The organism is Streptomyces sp. CWNU-52B, assembly GCF_047444975.1.
In the GTDB taxonomy this organism is placed as follows: domain Bacteria; phylum Actinomycetota; class Actinomycetes; order Streptomycetales; family Streptomycetaceae; genus Streptomyces.
Genome location: NZ_JBLFJV010000025.1, coordinates 38,021 through 52,861, shown reverse-complemented (window position 1 = coordinate 52,861; position 14,841 = coordinate 38,021). Strand labels below are relative to the sequence as shown.

At 72.9% G+C, this 14,841-nt stretch carries 12 protein-coding genes; 6 read left to right on the top strand and 6 right to left on the bottom strand.

Going from position 1 to position 14,841, the window contains the following annotated elements; translation table 11 throughout:
• Positions 1 to 98: 98 nt before the first annotated feature.
• Positions 99 to 1,118, bottom strand: coding sequence for an SEC-C domain-containing protein (locus ACLVWQ_RS24300; RefSeq protein ID WP_414111272.1), 1,020 nt, complete (start codon positions 1,116 to 1,118; stop codon positions 99 to 101).
• Between the two features lie 277 nt (positions 1,119 to 1,395).
• On the opposite strand from ACLVWQ_RS24300, the gene ACLVWQ_RS24295 reads away from it, so the two are divergent.
• Positions 1,396 to 2,181 carry a class E sortase gene (locus ACLVWQ_RS24295; protein WP_414111271.1) on the top strand — a complete coding sequence of 262 codons (786 nt, stop codon included), beginning with the start codon at positions 1,396 to 1,398 and terminating at the stop codon, positions 2,179 to 2,181.
• 35 nt (positions 2,182 to 2,216) lie between these two features.
• On the opposite strand, the gene ACLVWQ_RS24290 is transcribed toward ACLVWQ_RS24295, so the two are convergent.
• From ACLVWQ_RS24290 to ACLVWQ_RS24280, 3 genes are read right to left on the bottom strand one after another with little or no spacing between them, the layout of a single operon-like run.
• On the bottom strand, positions 2,217 to 4,496 hold the full coding sequence (locus ACLVWQ_RS24290) for a bifunctional serine/threonine-protein kinase/ABC transporter substrate-binding protein (RefSeq protein WP_414111336.1): 2,280 nt from the start codon (positions 4,494 to 4,496) through the stop codon (positions 2,217 to 2,219).
• A 53-nt stretch (positions 4,497 to 4,549) separates the two neighbouring features.
• Positions 4,550 to 6,976, bottom strand: coding sequence for a bifunctional serine/threonine-protein kinase/ABC transporter substrate-binding protein (locus ACLVWQ_RS24285; protein WP_414111270.1), 2,427 nt, complete (start codon positions 6,974 to 6,976; stop codon positions 4,550 to 4,552).
• Positions 6,973 to 7,818, bottom strand: a complete 846-nt coding sequence (locus ACLVWQ_RS24280; RefSeq protein ID WP_414111269.1) for a hypothetical protein — start codon at positions 7,816 to 7,818, stop codon at positions 6,973 to 6,975. Before ACLVWQ_RS24280 ends, ACLVWQ_RS24285 begins: the two co-directional genes overlap by 4 nt.
• Before the next feature lie 199 nt (positions 7,819 to 8,017).
• Here ACLVWQ_RS24280 and ACLVWQ_RS24275 point away from each other — a divergent pair, with 199 nt between their 5' ends.
• The 3 genes from ACLVWQ_RS24275 (at position 8,018) to ACLVWQ_RS24265 (ending at position 10,372) form a co-directional block, all read left to right on the top strand.
• Entirely contained in the window at positions 8,018 to 8,332 is a 315-nt protein-coding gene (locus ACLVWQ_RS24275; protein ID WP_414111268.1) for a DUF6412 domain-containing protein, read from the top strand.
• Between the two features lie 224 nt (positions 8,333 to 8,556).
• Positions 8,557 to 9,348 carry a YidC/Oxa1 family membrane protein insertase gene (locus ACLVWQ_RS24270; protein ID WP_414111267.1) on the top strand — a complete coding sequence of 264 codons (792 nt, stop codon included), beginning with the start codon at positions 8,557 to 8,559 and terminating at the stop codon, positions 9,346 to 9,348.
• A gap of 166 nt (positions 9,349 to 9,514) precedes the next feature.
• The gene (locus ACLVWQ_RS24265; RefSeq protein ID WP_414111266.1) at positions 9,515 to 10,372 is read left to right on the top strand and encodes a fumarylacetoacetate hydrolase family protein; all 858 of its coding nucleotides are present in this window, start codon (positions 9,515 to 9,517) and stop codon (positions 10,370 to 10,372) included.
• Positions 10,373 to 10,625: 253 nt separating this feature from the next.
• Here ACLVWQ_RS24265 and ACLVWQ_RS24260 read toward each other — a convergent pair whose 3' ends face one another.
• Together ACLVWQ_RS24260 and ACLVWQ_RS24255 are read right to left on the bottom strand one after the other, a co-directional pair.
• Positions 10,626 to 11,099 (bottom strand): heme-degrading domain-containing protein, encoded by a 474-nt coding sequence (locus tag ACLVWQ_RS24260; RefSeq protein ID WP_414111265.1) that lies wholly within the window; start codon positions 11,097 to 11,099, stop codon positions 10,626 to 10,628.
• Positions 11,096 to 12,217: a Gfo/Idh/MocA family oxidoreductase gene (locus ACLVWQ_RS24255; RefSeq protein ID WP_414111263.1), complete on the bottom strand. Its 1,122-nt coding sequence runs from the start codon at positions 12,215 to 12,217 to the stop codon at positions 11,096 to 11,098. Before ACLVWQ_RS24255 ends, ACLVWQ_RS24260 begins: the two co-directional genes overlap by 4 nt.
• 149 nt (positions 12,218 to 12,366) lie before the next feature.
• Here ACLVWQ_RS24255 and ACLVWQ_RS24250 point away from each other — a divergent pair, with 149 nt between their 5' ends.
• Both ACLVWQ_RS24250 and ACLVWQ_RS24245 read left to right on the top strand, forming a co-directional pair.
• The gene (locus ACLVWQ_RS24250) at positions 12,367 to 13,434 is read left to right on the top strand and encodes an ROK family transcriptional regulator (protein ID WP_414111262.1); all 1,068 of its coding nucleotides are present in this window, start codon (positions 12,367 to 12,369) and stop codon (positions 13,432 to 13,434) included.
• A gap of 282 nt (positions 13,435 to 13,716) precedes the next feature.
• Positions 13,717 to 14,688 carry a hypothetical protein gene (locus ACLVWQ_RS24245; RefSeq protein ID WP_414111261.1) on the top strand — a complete coding sequence of 324 codons (972 nt, stop codon included), beginning with the start codon at positions 13,717 to 13,719 and terminating at the stop codon, positions 14,686 to 14,688.
• The last annotated feature ends 153 nt before the right edge of the window (positions 14,689 to 14,841 follow it).

The following is a 14,841-nucleotide window of genomic DNA, read 5'->3' as shown; positions in this document are numbered from 1 at the left end:
CGATCATGACTCGGTCCCTGCGATGGTCCGCCGAGTGCCCGTCCGAGGGCGGAAGCCGAGTCTCCTGGCTGCCCGATCCGGTGTCGGGGCACCGACAGTCAGGCGTCCGTATCCCCGTGACACCCCTCATAAGCCCGCCCCGACCCACACCAACAAGCCGCCCCCCGCTCCGGTGGCCAAGCCTCTGCCCTTCCTCTTGCCGCCAGTGTTGTCGCGTACTGCGGTAGTAGGGACGCGTCGGTCGGGGAGGCGCTTTCCGAGGCTGCGAATGCCTCGTACGACGGGACCGTGCCCGTCACGATGCCCAGGTTCGGGGTGCCCGAGGCTGCCAGTTCGCGTAGGGAGGCTTCTATCGTCGTCAGGTGTTCGGCGTGGGACGGGTACTCCGCCGACAGGGTCGGGTACGCGGTCAACAGTTCCGTCAGCTCCGGGGCCGGCCAGTGGAGGACCGCCACCGGGAACGGGCGGGACAACGCCTCGCGGTACGTGCCCAGTTCGGCGCGCAGGCGGGAGATCTCCGCTTCCAGTTCCGCCGGGTTGTCGGAGCCCAGCGACCACACGCGCTTGGGGTCGTGCAGCTCGTCCAGGGAGACCGGGGAGGAGTGCAGGGTGTCCGCGAGGGTGTCCCAGTCGTCGTGGGACAGGCCCAGCATGCGGCGTACGCGATGGCGGCCGAAGAGGACCGGGTGGGTCGCGTACGGGGGCTCCGGGACGTCGGTCAGGAGGTGGACCGCCGCCTCCGTGAACGTCTCCTGTGCGGCTTCCAGCTCGTCGTGGGCCTCCAGGGACTCCGCCACGATCACCCAGGTCGCGGGGTCGCGGGGGGCCGCCGCGCGGACTCCGGTGATGATCGCGCCGGCCTCCGCCTCGTGGCCGTACTCCCAGAGGTTGGCCGCCTTCAGGGCCCGTACCAGGAGTGGGTTCTCCAGCGAGGTCGGGCCGGCGAGCAGGCGGTCGTAGAGAGAGGTGGCTCGTGGGCGGTCGTCGGCCAGTTCGAGGTGGGCCGCGGCCTGCAGGAGCAGGTGTTCGGCGTCCTCGGGGTAGAGGCCGGCTGTCCGCTCCAGGCGTGCTGCTTCGGCGTTGTGGTCGACGTACTCGGCAGGCGTGTCGGGGCGCATGGGTGACACCGTACTGCCGACGACTGTCACCGGTCAGGTATGTGCAGGCCAGCGGTGAGATCGCGGAGGCCACGTGAGCCGCGGTCGTGAGCCGCGGTCGTGAGCCGCGACGAGGAAGTGGGAGAGGAAGTGGGGGAGGAAGGGGGAGGGCCGTGAGGAGCGGGGCGTTCCCGGGGGTGGTCAGTTGGTGGCTCAGCGTTTATCGTGCGGCCCCGGGTCGGACCCGGTGAACCCCCGGCCCGGTCCGTCGGCACCGCCTCTGGGAGGAGGCCCGCGCGTGCGCGTACCCGTCGTTCATCAGCAGGGTCGGCGGCGGCGTGCGCGGTTCGGCCGGGTTCTCTGGAGTGGTGCCGAGGTTCTCGTGACCCTCGGGGTCGTTCTCCTGCTGCTCGTCGCACACCAGCTGTGGTGGACCAACCGGCAGGCCCGCGAGGGCGCCGAGCGGAAGGTCCAGGCCCTGGAGAGGGAGTGGGAGGACGGCGGCGAAGAGGGGGACGGGGGCGGGGGTGGGGGTGGGGAATTCGTCCTGGGGGCTGAGGGCGCCTCCCCTGACAGCCGGCGGTCCTCGTCCGGGGCCGGGGGCAGGTCCTCCGGCAGCGCCCAGCCCCGCTGGACCCAGGCCTACGCCGTCCTCAGCATTCCGCGGCTCGGACTACGCGTTCCCGTCGCGGAAGGGGTCAGCAAGGGCGACGTGCTCAACAAGGGATACGTCGGTCACTACCCGGGGACCGCGCAGCCCGGCCGGGCCGGGAACTTCGCTCTCGCCGGGCATCGGAACACCCACGGCGAGCCCTTCCGGTACATCAACCGGCTGCGGCGCGGCGACCGGATCCAGGTCGAGACCAGGGCCGCCGTGTACACGTACGTCGTCGACAGGACGTTGCCCAGTACCTCGGCCGGGGACGGCGGGGTGATCCGGGAGGTTCCCCATAGCGCGGTCAAGCCTTCCTACGGGTACGCCGATCCCGGGCACTACCTCACGCTCACCACCTGCACGCCGGAGTACACCTCCACGTACCGCCTGGTCGTCTGGGGGAAGCTCGGTTCCATGCGGCCCCGATGAATCCGTACCCCGTACCCCGTACCCCGTACTCCGTATCAGGGCTTCCCCACCTTGTCGTAGCGGCCCAGGAAGTGGGGAGCGCCGTTCCGTACGCGGTGCAGGAAGAGGCTGTTGACCCAGGTGAACTCGTGGGTCACCGGGTCGAACTCGATGGTCTTGGCCAGCCCCTTGTGGGTGGTCTCGCGGAGCCTGCGCACCATGGCGCCCCGTTCGGGCTCGACGCTGCCCAGCTCGCGCAGGCCCTGGGCGACGAAGAGCAGCGCGTCGTACGCCTCCACCGCGAAGCGCTCGACGGTGCGTACCCCGAAGCGTTTCCTGTACGTCTTCACGAAGCGGGCCGCGGCCGGCAGTTCGGCCGGGTCGACGTAGGTCGTCGTGATCACCCAGCCCTCGGCCGCCGCGCCCGCCTCCTTGAGGAACGCGGGCTGCAGGACCGGTTCCGACGCCATGCGCGTGCCACGGAATCCGGCCCGGTCCAGGGCGCGGGCGCAGCGGGCCGCCCGGTGCGGGGAGGCGCCCGCGTACACGACGGCCTGCGCGTCCGCGGCGAGCACGGCGGTGGCGGCCGGGCCGAAGTCCTCGCTGTCCGCGGGGACGGTGTGCGTGGTGGTCGTGCCGTTGGAGGGCGGGATCGCGGTCAGGTCCTTGACGATCTGCCAACTCGTCAGACTGGCCGCCCTGTCGTCGATCAGGGCGGTCCTGCGACTCTTCTCGGCGTGGGTGAGGTAGTGGATGAAGGGCGTGGAGAGGGTGTTCTCGTCGGCTCTGAGCTGGAAGAACGAGCGGGTGGTGGACTGGGCGTACCGGTCGTCGCCGCAGGAGACGGCCACCAGGGGCAGCAGGGCCTTCTCGTAGCGGGACATGGCGTTCTCGGCCGCGGCGGCGCCGGTCGGGCCGATGACGGCGTACACGTCCTCGTCCGCGACGAACGTCGCAGCCACCTCCTCGGCCCGCTTCGGCTTCCCGGCGTCGTCCAGGACCCTCAGCGTCAGGTCGAAGGCGCGGTGGTCACGGGAGCCGGAGTTGAAGTCCGCCACGGCGAGCCGCGCGCCCCGTTCCTGTGCCCGGCCGATCGCCCGGTCCGGGCCCGACAGGTCCGCGTGCAGTCCGATGACGTACCGGGGCAGTGGGCCGGAGTGGGCCGCGCCGTCGGATCCGGCCGCCCCTCGGGAGGCGGCCCACACCGCGAGCCCGCCGCCCGTCAGGGTCACTCCGGCCGCCGAGCCCAGCGTCAGCAGGCGGCGCCGGGTGAGGGCGGGGCGTGGCTCCGGCGGCTGTACGAGTGTGACGGGGGCGGAGGTGGAGGCGGAGGAGGGGCCGGGATCTGTGGGCGCGGCATCGGGCGCGGGGTCGGGGTCGGGCAGGGACAGGACAGCGGACGAGCGTTCCGCGATCAGGCGGGGGAGCGGGGGCGGCAGCCAGTCGCCCGACCGCTCCGGCCCGCCGATCCCACCGGTCCCACCGGTCCCACCGGTCCCACCATCTTCGGTGGTCCCGGTGGTCCCGGTGGTCTCCGCCGTCAAAGCGGCCCGTATCTCCTGTGCCGTCGGTCTGGCCGTCGGGTCCTTCGCCAGGCAGTCGGTCAGGAGCGGGACCAGGGTCCAGGGCGCGGCGGCCAGGTCCGGTTCCTCGTGGACCGTACGGAAGACGACGGCGGCCGCGGTGCCGGTGCCGAACGGGCGGCGGCCGGTCGCCGCGTACGCCAGGACGCAGCCCAGTGAGAACAGGTCGCTCGGCGGGCCGACGTCACCGGCCCGTGCCTGTGCCTGCTCGGGTGAGAGATAGCCGGGCGAGCCGATCACCACGTCGCTCGCGGTCAGCGCGGTGACACCGGTGGACCGCGCGATGCCGAAGTCGATCAGCCGGGGGCCGTCCAGGGCGAGCAGGATGTTGCCCGGTTTGACGTCCCGGTGCACCAGGCCCGCGGCGTGCACCTCGGTGAGCGCCTCGGCCAGCCGGGCGCCCAGGGCCCGTACGGTACGTTCCGGCAGCGGCCCGTGCAGCGTGACCGCCTCGGTGAGTGAAGGACCCGGTACGAAGGCGGTCGTCAGCCAGGGTTCGCGAGCCTCCGGCTCCGCCGCGGTGACCGGGACCACCCACCGTCCGGTGAGCCCGCTCGCCGCCTGTGCCTCGCGGCGGAAGCGGGCCCGGAAGCCGGGGTCGGCCGCGTACTCGGCGCGGATCACCTTCAGCGCGACCAGCGTCCCGCCCGCCGAACGGGCCAGGTAGACCACGCCCATGCCGCCCGCGCCGAGCCGGCCGAGGAGCCGGTGGCCGCCGACGAAGGACGGGTCGCCCGGCTTGAGCGCGCGCACTCCCGAGCGGTCCGCGAACCCGCCGGAACGATCGGAGTGTGCCCTGTTCACCGCTACACCCTGGAGGGGGCTTCACCGAGGAAGCGGAAGCGGCCGTCCTCGACCTGGTGCAGGAAGATGCCCCAGCCGCTGAACTGCCCGTCCGCCGGCTTGAACGCGAACTCCTTGGTGACGCCCTTGTAGCGGCTCTTGCGCAGCAGGCCGACCAGCTCCTTGCGCCGCGGCGGCCGTTCGCGCTTCGTGGCCTTCAGCAGTTCCTGGACGACGAGGTTGACGGTGTCGTACGCCTCGGCGGCGAAGTAGCCGGGCGCGGCGCCGTAGCGCTTGCGGAAGGCGGCGGTGAACGTCTTCGCGGCCGGTACGGCGGCGGGGTCGATGAAGGAGGAGGTCATCAGCCAGCCCTCGGCCGCGGCCCCGGCCCGCTCCAGGAACTCCGGGTCGATCACGGCCTGTGAGGCGAGGCGGGGCTTGTCGAAGCCGGCCGCCGACAGTTCCCTGGCGACCTGGGCCGCGCCGGCCGCGTACCCGGCGTAGACGAACGAGTCGATTCCGGCCCGCAGCATGTCGGCGACGACGGGACCCAGGTCGTCCGTGCCCGCCGGGACGACCCGGGGGTAGGCGGGCAGGCCCACGCTGCGCAGCATGGTGGCGTTGATCCCGGCCGACTCCTGGGCGTACATCTGCGCGGTGCGGTCCTGGAGGAGGCCGGGGCGCAGGGCGGTCCCGCGCCTCTTGAGATAGACGCTGACGGGGAGGGAGAGGGCCGCGTCGCTGGGGCGGCAGTGCACGAAGGACCGGTACTGCCGGGTGGTGAGGAGCAGCCCTCCGGCGGAGACCGACAGCAGCGGCAGCAGGGCCTCGTCGTAGGCGCCGAGGACCGCCTGGGCCGACTCGTCGGTGGTGGGGCCGAGCACGGCGAGCACGTCGGCGTCGTCGATCAGTCGCTTCGCGGCGGCCGGTGCCCGTCCCGCGACGCCGCCGTCGTCCACGGGCTTGAGGGTGAGATCGAAGGGTTTGTCCTTACGGGAGTTGAACTGCTCGACCGCCAGCCGCGCGCCCCGCACCTGCGCCTCGCCCGCCGTCCGGCGGGGCCCGCTCAGGTCCGCCTGCACGCCGATCGCCCAGCGGCGGGTCCCCGACGCCGACGTTCCGCTGTCCGCGTCGGCGTCCTCGTCGCGCAGGGCGGCCCAGGCCGCGGTTCCGCCCGCCGCCAGGAGGACCGCCGCGCCGGAGGCCAGGAGCAGCCGCCGTCGGCCGGGCGACGCCACCGGCTTCGTGTCGTCCGGTGTTGCCGGTGTTGCCGGGGTTGCCGGATTTGCCGGGGGTATCGGAGTTGTCGGTGGCTCGTCGGCGGCGGTGGGTTCGATGTCGGGCAGTGCCAGCATCTCGGCCGAACGGTCCGCGATGACTCGTACGACGTCCTCGGGCAGCCAGTCGAGCCGGCCGCCGTCGGGGACCGCGTCCTCGGCCAGCAGGACCGTGCCGATCTGCTCGGCGGTCGGACGGTCCGCCGGGTCCTTCGCCAGGCACAGGCGCAGCAGGGTCAGCAGCTCGACGCCGTCCTCCGCGCCTGCGCCACCGTCCTCCGTGGCCGCGACGCCGGCTTCCGCGCCTGCGCCTGAGTCCTCCGTGTCCGCGACGTCGGCTTCCGCGCCTGCGACGCCGGCTTCCGCGCCTGCGACGCCGGCTTCCGCGCCTGCGCCCGCTGCCTCGTCGGTCCCGGTCCCGGCCCCGGCCCCGGTTCCGGTCTCGATCCCGGTCCCGGTCCCGATGCCGGACAGGTCCGGCTCGTCGTGGACCGTGCGGTAGAGGAGGGCGTCCACCGTGCCCGTACCGAACGGCGGGCGGCCGGTCGCCGCGTACGCCAGCAGGCAGCCCAGCGAGAAGATGTCGCTCGCCGGACCCACCGCCGCGCCGCGCGCCTCGGCCTGCTCGGGGGAGAGGAAACCGGGCGTGCCGACGACCAGGTCCGTGGCGGTGATCGCGGTTTCGTCGGTCACCCGGGCGATCCCGAAGTCGATCAGGCGCGGGCCGTCCACGGCGAGCAGGACGTTGGCGGGCTTGACGTCGCGGTGGACCAGTCCGGCCGCGTGCACCTCGCGCAGCGCGGCGGCGAGCAGTCCGGCCAGGACGCGCACGCTGCGGGGCGGCAGCGGGCCCTGGCGGGCGACGGCCTCCTCCAGCGAGGGGCCCGGCACGAAGGCGGTGGCCAGCCAGGGCTCGTCCGCGTCCGGGTCCGCGCCGGTGACCGGTACCGCCCAGGGGCTGGTCACCCGACGGGCCGTCTCGACCTCACGGCGGAACCGGGCCCGGAAGTCCGGCTCGTCCGCGTACTCGGCCTGGATGACCTTGACGGCGGCCAGGGCTCCGGCCTCCGTACGGCCGAGGTAGACCACGCCCATGCCGCCCGCGCCGAGCCGGGCCAGCAGCCGGTGGCCGCCGATCCGGACGGGGTCGGTGGGGAGCAGAGGCCCGCTCATGGCGACGCCTCCAGTTCGTTCTCGACGCTGCTCAGCATCTGGCCCACGCCCTGCAGCAGCGCGGCGTCGACGTCCTTGTCGGTACGCCCCTCGGAACCCTTGCCGACGACGGCCACGGTCACCTGGGCCATCCGGCTCTGCACCCAGTAGTAGTAGTGCGGGCCGCCGAGTTCGTCGCTGCTGTACGTGCCGCTCTCGGTGAGGGTGTCCTCGGCGGCGAAGTTGCCCAGCAGGCCGTAGTCCGCGCCCTGGGACGCAAGCCCGGTGATCCGCTCGCCCCGCCGTAGCTGCTGGTCGGGGCAGCGCAGCGCTTCTTCGAGGGTGCCCGCCATCTCCCAGGCGGCCTCCTCCACGGTCCGGTGCACGGTGACGACGGCGGTGACACGGATCGGGCCCTTGCCGTCCGCCGCGGGCAGCTCGCTGTTGCGGGCGAGGCTGGCGAGCACCGTCGCGGGCAACGGCTCGCGCTGCCAGACACAGTCCGTGTCGAGTACGGGCCAGGAGCCGGGGTCGCTCTCGTAGGGGCTGCGCTTCACGTAGCCGGGGCCCCAGTTGACGGGCGTCGCCGTGATGGCGCGGGCCAGGCGCAGGGCCTGTGCGCGGGTCTTCGGGGCGCGGTCGGGGTCGGGGGTGAAGTCCAGGCCTGTGGGGCTCGCGCTGGGTGCCGGGCTCGGGCGCGTACTGGAGCCGGAGGAGGGGTCGGAGCGGGTGTCGCCGCTCGCCGTCGTGGGCCTGGCGCCGGTGGCTCCTGACCGGCCGGGCTCGGCGGATCCGGCGTCCTCGGCTCCCGAGCAGCCTCCCAGTAACAGCCCGGTGGCCAGGACGCCCGAAAAAAGTCGCACGGGTCTCCGATACACCAGCAACTTCCCCCCATCGCACGGCCGTTCCCCGCAGGGAGCGTATCGACTATGCCCCTGCGGTACTACGGGCATGCGGCTCCCGGAGACGAATCCTGTATAACGGCAGGAGGCCGCGGAGCGGCGAAGAATCCGGTGGGCCGGCCATGGAACATCGGCGGAGCAGAGGGAAGGAGAGCAGTCCATGTCACGGAGCTGGGCGCAGCTGAAGCCGACCGTCCTGCTGCTCGTCCTCCTGCTGCAGGTGGCGTTCCTCGACACGGGCAGTCTCTCCGGAGCCGTCGCCGTCACGTTCGCGGCGACCGCCGCGGCCGGGTCCGCGCTCGCCGCCTGCTCCCTGATCTCCTCGCGGCTCGCGCCGACCGTGCCCCGTACCCGGGTGCGTACGGCCATGCGTGACCGTGAGCAGCGCACGGCGTTCCTGCCGCAGCGCGATCCCGACGCCCGGGGGCGCAGGCGTCCCAGGGCTCCCGGCCGTTCCCTCCTGACGGCCGCGTAGGGAAACCCGGGAGTTTCAGGACTCCGGATTCCAGGACTCGGGAGTTCCAGGACTCGGGAGTTCCGGGACTCAAGGACTCCGGAGATCCTCCGCCCTTTCGCAGTGCCCCTCGCGGGTCGTCATGCCGACGCACGTCACGTCTCACCTCGACGCACGTCACGTCCCATCTCCTCGGCACGACGAGACCCACGGAGGGCTCACCCATGTCCGCCTTTTCTTCCTTCATGTCCGCTTTCGCGAGCCTCGTGGAGGGGCTCGCAGATGTCCTCGAACCGCTCTTCCACGCCTCGGCCACGGCGGCCGCGATCGTCCTGTTCACCGCGTTCGTACGGCTCCTCGTGCATCCCCTGTCACGTGCCTCGGCGCGGGGGCAGCGGGCGCGGGCGGCGCTCCAGCCACAGCTCGCCGAGTTGCGCAAGAAACACGGGAAGAACCCCGAGAAGCTGCAGAAGGCGGTGCTGGAACTGCACGCCGCGGAGAAGGTGTCCCCGCTGTCCGGGTGCCTGCCCAGCCTCTTCCAGCTGCCGGCCTTCTTCCTCCTCTACCACCTGTTCTCGAACTCCAGGATCGGCGACGACGCGAACGCACTCCTGGCCCACAAGCTGTTCGCGGCGCCGCTGGGGGACCGATGGGCGGACGCGCTGGGTGACGGCGGGGTCTTCGGGGCGCAGGGGCTGGTGTACCTGGGGCTGTTCGCGATCGTCGCCGTCGTCGCCACCTTCAACTACCGGCGTACGAAGCGGATGATGGCGAGCGGGGCGGCGGGGAGCGCCCAGGGTGCTCAGGGGCAGGGGCAGGGGCAGGGGCAGGGGCAGGGGCAGCAGCAGGTGCCGGGGCTCGGGGCGATCTCCAAGGTCATGCCGTTGATGTCCTTCTTCACGCTGCTCAGCGTGGCGTTCGTGCCGCTGGCCGCCGCGTTGTACGTGGTGACCAGCACGACGTGGAGCGCGGTGGAGCGGGCCGTGCTGTACCGGGACATGCCGGGGGCGGTGCCGGCTGTCGCCCTGCAGGGCTGACCGTGGGGCCCGGGGGCCCGGGTGGCCCGGGTGGCGGCGCACGGTCGTTACGGTCCAGTACGTGAACCGGGTATTGCGGAGTGGACGTCGAGCTTGGAGGATCGACCAGTCCTCCGATGGCTGCACCCGTCGGTCGGGCCGCCCGCGATCAAGGGAGAGATTGCTGATGAAGCTGCTGCGAGTCGGTACGGCAGGGGCCGAGCGTCCCGCGCTGCTCGATGCCGAGGGGGTCCTGCGGGACCTGTCGGACGTCGTGCCGGACATCGACGGGGCGCTGCTCGCCGACGACGGGGCGCTCGGGCGGGTCCGTGCGGCCGCCGACGCCGGGGAGCTGCCCGCGCTCGACTCGGCCGGGCTGCGGGTCGGACCGCCCGTCGCCCGGATCGGCAAGGTCGTCTGCATCGGCCTCAACTACCACGACCACGCCAGGGAGACCGGGGCCGAGCCGCCCGCCGAGCCGGTGATCTTCTTCAAGGCCGCGGACACGGTCGTCGGGCCGCACGACACCGTGCTGGTGCCCCGTGGCTCGGTGAAGACCGACTGGGAGGTCGAACTCGCGGTCGTCATCGGGCGTACGGCGCGCTACCTCGGTTCGCAGGAGGAGGCGCTCGCGCATGTCGCCGGGTACGCGGTGGCGCACGACGTGTCCGAGCGGGAGTTCCAGATCGAGCGTGGGGGGACCTGGGACAAGGGGAAGAACTGCGAGACGTTCAATCCGCTGGGCCCTTGGCTGGTGACCGCGGACGAGGTGCCCGATCCGCAGGCGCTCGGGCTGAAACTGTGGGTGAACGGGGAGGTACGGCAGGACGGCAGCACGGCCGACCAGATCTTCTCCGTGGCTGAAGTCGTGCGGTACGTCAGCCAGTTCATGACTCTCTATCCCGGAGACGTCATCAATACCGGTACGCCGGCGGGGGTCGCGCTGGGGATGCCCGAGCCGAAGCCGTTCCTCAGGGCCGGGGATGTCGTGGAGCTGGAGGTCGAGGGGTTGGGGCGGCAGCGGCAGGTCTTCAAGTCGGCGTGAGCGGTTTTGGCGGTGCCGACGCCGAGTCTGTGGGCGGGTGCGGGTTGGGTGTGGCTGGTCGCGCCGTTCCCCGCGCCCCTGAAGGCGAAGGATTGCGCCGTTCCCCGCGCCCCTGAAAGGCGAAGGATTGCGCAGTTCCCCGCGCCCCTGAAGACGAAGGACTGCGCCGTTCCCCGCGCCCCCAAAAAAAGCCAAAGACTGCCCCGTTCCCCGTTCCCCGTGCCTCTCGGTTGTCCGGGTTCCGTGTTGTCGGCTATCGGCGTTTGAAGTGTTCCAGGGCCTTTACCGTCAGTGCGTGGTCCTCCAGTTGGGGGAGGCCCGAGACCACTACCGTGCCGATCACTCCTGCTCCCTCGACCGTGAGGGGGAAGGCTCCGCCGTGGGCCGCGTAGGTGTCGGGGTCCAGGCGGGAGGAGGCCTCGAAGGTGGTGTCCTTGGCGCGGAAGCGGGTGCCGACCAGGAGGGACGACTCGGCGTAGCGTTCGACGACCCGGCGCTTGCGGTCGATCCACGCGTCGTTGTCGGGGGTCGAGCCGGGCAGCGCCGCGTGGAAGAGCTGTTGACCTCCGCGGCGGATGTCGATCGCGACGGGCGCGGCGCTCTCGCGGGCCAGCTCCACCAGGATCGAGCCGAGGGTCCACGCGTCGTCGTGGGTGAAGCGGAGCAGCGTCAGACGGCGCTCCTGCTCCTCCAGTTCGGCGACGGTCGGTGCGGTGGGAGTGCTCACAGGGTCACCGTCACCTTCTCGTGGGCCGAGCGGTACGCGGCCTCCAGCACGTCCAGGGCCGCAGCGGCGTCGAGCGCGGTGACCGGGTTCTCGCCGGTGCCGCGCAGGGCGGCGGCGACGGCCGCGTAGTACGCGGGGTACGCGCCCGGCACGGTCGGGACCGGGGTGCCGCCGCCGGTCGCCGGGGACTCCCCGGAGCCGACGCGGCCCCACAGCTCCGCCGGCTCGACGCCCCACTCCTTCTCGCTGCCCGCGACCGGGCGCGCGCCGTCGCGCAGGGCGGCCTCCTGGGGGTCGAGGCCGTACTTCACGTAGCCGGCCTTCGAACCCAGCGTGCGGAACCGCGGGCCGAGCTGGGCCGTCGTCGCGGAGGCGTAGAGGTGGGAGCGGACGCCGTTCGTGTGCGTGATCGCGATGAACGTGTCGTCGTCCGCCTCGGCGCCGGAGCGGCGAACGTCCGACTCCGCGTACACCGTGGCCGCCGGGCCGAAGAGGACCAGTGCCTGGTCGACGACATGGCTGCCGAGGTCGTACAGCAGACCTCCGATCTCTGCGGGGTCGCCGGACTCGCGCCAGCCGCCCTTGAGTTCGGGGCGCCAGCGCTCGAAACGGGACTCGAAGCGCTGGACGTCACCGAGACCGCCCTCCGCGATCAGCTTCCGGAGGGTCAGGAAGTCGTTGTCCCAGCGGCGGTTCTGGAAGACGGAGAGCAGCAGCCCGCGCTCCTCGGCGAGGGCGGCGAGCGCGCGGGCCTGCGCCGCCGTGCCCGCGATCGGCTTGTCGACGACGACCGGCAGGCCTGCCTTCAGGGCGGCCTCGGCGATCGGGACATGCGTCTTGTTCGGGGACGCGATGACGATCAGGTCCAGTTCGCCGGCGCGCTGCCAGAGCTCGTCGGGGGTTGTCGCGAACCGTACGTCCGGGAACTCCTCCCTCGCCTGCCGCTGCCGGTCCGGGTTCGCCGTGACGACCGTGTCGAGGACGAGGCCCTCGGTGGCGGTGATCAGCGGGGCGTGGAAGACGGAGCCCGCGAGGCCGAAGCCGACGAGGCCCACGCGGAAGGGGCCTTCGGGGGCGCGGCCTTCGCGGAGAGAGGTGTCAGAGCCTGTGCCAGTCATGCCCTCCACTTAAACAACGCTGTTGCCAAAGTGCAAGCGAAGGGGACAATGGGTGTGGAAGCGAACAGTGCGGCACGGGTGACACACGCGAGTGAGAAGGGCGCCGAGTGGTCGGGATCAGGACCGGAAGCACGGACGGCGCCGGAGGCGTGAGCGGGGTGAACCTGCTCGCCCTGCGCAGCCACAACGCGGCGCTGCTGCTCGACCTGCTCCGGAGGGCCGGCCGGGCAGGGGTGAGCCGCCTGGAACTCGCCGAGCGCACGGGTCTCACCCCGCAGGCCGTCAGCAAGATCACCGCACGGTTGCGGGAGGACGGGCTGGTCACCGAGGCGGGACGGCAGGCCTCCACGGGAGGCAAGCCCCGTACCGCGCTGCGGCTGGTGCCGGAGGCCGCGCACGCGGTGGGACTCCAGGTCGACCGGGACGAGCTGTGGGCGGTCCTGGTCGACCTCACGGGCACGGTCGTGGCGGAGCGGCGCGCCGCACTCGACCTGGGAGCGGGCTCGGAGGCCGTCCTCGGGGCCGTCGTGGACGAGGTCCGGGTGCTGGTGGAGGAGCCCGTCCTCGGGGTCGGCGTCGCCATGCCGGGGCCCCTCGACCACACGCACGGGGTGCTGCACCGGGTGACCGGGTTCCCCGAGTGGGACGGCTTCCCGCTGCGGGACGCCCTGGCGCGGCGGCTCGGCGCGCCCGTGGTGCTGGACAAGGACACGAACGCCGCGGCGCTCGGCCTCGCGGTCGAGGGCGAGGCCGGAGCTTTCGCGTACCTGCACCTCGGTACGGGGCTGGGGGCCGGGCTCGTACTGGGCGGAGCCGTGCACCGCGGGGCCCGTACCGGAGCGGGGGAGTTCGGGCACCAGGTCATCCAGCTGGACGGGCCGGTCTGCTCGTGCGGCAACCGGGGCTGCGTCGAGGCGCTCTGCCTCACGGCGGTGGCCCGGGGCGACGTCGACGAGGCGGCCCGGGTCCTCGGCGAAGGCGCCGCGAACCTCGTCGGGCTGCTCGACATCGATCTCGTCCTGCTCGGCGGCCGCACGGTCGCCGCGGAGCCCGAGCGTTTCGTACGCGGCGTCGGCGCCGTCCTGGACGCCCGTGCCCGGCGTGAGGGCGCGGGCAGCCCCGTACCCGTGCGGATCGCCTCCGGCGGCGCGCGAGCGGTGGCGGAGGGAGCGGCCCAACTGCTGCTGGCCCCGCTGTTCGGCCGGGCCCAGGGCTGAGCGCTCCGCCCTCCCCTCCCCGCAGCACCCGCCCTCCTCGCCGCACCCGCTGAACCCCGCCGACGCCGCTCGCCGGATCTCAGCGGCCCCGCACGCTGAGATCCCGCCCACCTCGCCCACCCTCGCCCACCCCCGCCCACCTCCCCACCTCGCGCGCTCCGCCGACCGGACGCACTTCCGCGTCCGAACGGCCCTCGCGCCGCCCCCGATCGGTCTCCGATCCGCCGCGCCTGAGCGTGCCGGGGCCGACACGCCGTACCCCCGTGGCAGGCTCCCGTGTCCATGCGACTGAGCAAGCCCCTGTCTCTCGCCGTGACCGCTGCAGCCGCCCTCATCTCCGTGTCTGCCGCACCGGTCGGTGCGCAGGCCCTTTCCGGGTCCGGGCCGGTCCGGCACGCCGGTCGGGCCGAACCCGACCGGCCCACCTGCGCCGCCTCCGGGAAGCGGGACTTCCCCGTCCGTACCCGGATCCACGGCGGGCCCGACGCCTATGACGCCGGAGGCGGGTACCGGACCTGGTACATCGACCTCACCAACACCACCGACGCCGTCTGCGAGCGCATCCACCCGGTCGTCGTCCTCGTGGACGAGAAGCGGCTGCTCAAGCCGGAACAGCCGCGCCTGGAGTTCTACGACGGGGAGCGGCCCCGGCCCGTGACGTTCGAGCGGACCGACGAGGACGAGCACATCGGCGTGCTCGACGGCTTCCCCGGGTTCACCGTGGCGCCCGGCAAGACCCTCTCCGTCAAGGTGCGGCTGGCGGTCACCTCGGACGCGCCGGCGAACGACGTCGTCGCGAACGCGGCGGTCGTGCAGCGGCACGAGGACGACGGCGCCTGGGTGGGCCAGTCGAACGACTACCGGTTCCACATCGTCGGTGCAGACGGCACGGGCGACGAGGACGAGGCGTCCGGCCGGGGCGAGGCGGAGAACCGACGGAAGGCGGAGGGGGAGGCGGAGGCGGAGGGGGAGCAGGAGGAAGAGCGGTCGCGGGGGGAGAGGGAAGCCGAGAAGAAGAAGGAGACCGAAGAGGGGGGCGCCGAGCGGCGGGGGACGGGCGAGCCGCGCGGCGACGCGGGTGACCGGGACCGTACGGGCGCCCCCGACGGCGTACCGGACGCGTCCCCGTCCGCCGAGGAGATGGCCGGCACGGGGTCGTCCTCGTCCCGCGGGGTCCTCGTCGCGGCGGTCGGTTCGCTGCTTCTCCTGGGGACCGGGGCCACCGTGCTGATCGTGGCCCGCCGCAGACGCTGAACGCGCGGGCGGGCCCTCACGCGGGGGCCCCTCGCCTCCTCTCCCGCCCGCGCCCGCCAAGATCCGGCGGATGGCTAGGCTGGGGGGCGTCGGCACACCGCCGTGACGGCGTCCGCCACCCGATGGCACATCCCGCACGGCACATCCCGCACG